This window comes from Bacillus andreraoultii (assembly GCF_001244735.1).
In the GTDB taxonomy this organism is placed as follows: Bacteria; Bacillota; Bacilli; order Bacillales; family Caldibacillaceae; genus Caldifermentibacillus; species Caldifermentibacillus andreraoultii.
Map to the genome: position 1 here is coordinate 1 of NZ_LN868932.1, position 1202 is coordinate 1202.

The 1202-nt window shown below is 34.4% G+C and carries 1 protein-coding gene and 1 pseudogene; both read right to left on the minus strand.

Annotated features, from left to right (window positions below):
- On the minus strand, positions 1–722 hold a 722-nt coding region (gene istB / locus BN2144_RS00080; RefSeq protein ID WP_033826338.1), incomplete at its 3' end, for an IS21-like element helper ATPase IstB.
- Positions 715–1202 (minus strand): annotated as a pseudogene (locus BN2144_RS19985) (IS21 family transposase); the annotation flags it as partial. The pseudogene BN2144_RS19985 and the gene istB, both read right to left, overlap by 8 nt.

Sequence of the window (1202 nt, forward strand, 5' to 3'; positions counted from 1 at the left end):
GTTTCTTTCATTCTAAAAGATGGCCCATTCATATTAATAACATGTGACTTATGTGTAAGCCGATCCGTTAAGGCAGCTGTTAAAACTGGATCATGAAAGATTTCTTGCCATTTTAAAAATGGTAAATTGCTTGTAATGATTGTAGACTTTCTCCCTGCACGTAATGATAAATGCGTAAATAATAGTTCTGCTCCTTCTTTATCAAATGAGATATATCCAAGTTCATCAATGATTACTAAATCATATCTTTCAAATTTCAATTCAAATGAGCGAAGAGTTCTTTCAGATTTGTATTCTTTAAGTTGATTAATTAGAGATGGTACTGTCGCAAAGAAGACTTTATATCCAGCTAAACAGGCTTCTATACCGAGTGCTATAGAAATGTGCGACTTCCCCGTACCGGGTGAACCTGTAAAAATCACATTTTGTCCTTCTTCAATAAACTTTAACGTTTTTAAATAAGGTAACTTTTGTCGGGCCTGATCAGGTAAAGAACTTTCAACTAATTCTTCCAATAATTTTTTCTGTGGGAAATTGGCTGTACGTATTCGATTCTGTTTCGACCGTATCAGTCGGTCGCTATGTTCTTGATGAAGCACCTGAAGTAACACTTCAAATGCCTCATCCGGTTTTTTGAAATTACTTTCATCATTGACCATCCTTCGAATACTAGGCAAACGCAATTCCTTACACAGCTCAATAATCTCTTGCCTTTTATCCATATAAGATATCTCCTTCTTCAGATTGATCAAACATATCTGCGTAGGCTTTTAGATTTCTTTCTGACTGTTTCATGATGTCGTCCTTGTTCTCATCAGTTAACTTGTCAGTATTGGTTTGCTCACAGATGAATTGTATTCTTTCTGTAGTGACAAAACCAAAGCGAATATTATTTAGTTTCTCAATAGCTTCTAACACTTGCCCTAAATTATCTTTTTCTTGAATATATAAAAGTAACTCTATGAAGTCTTTTTCATTTCCTGTATAATAATTGGTGTATATCATTTTAATTTCATCCGGTGCCTGCTTCAAACATTCACTTTGAGCTATGGCACCTTTTTTCTTTTCAAAGGTTTTTAGATAGTGATAAATATTCATTTCCCACTGATGTAAGCCCCAATTCCGTTTGTGTTCTGCTACAAGCTCCCCATCGATAAATAGTTTGATTTTTTCAGCTCCTACTTTTGCTTTAATAAATTTCC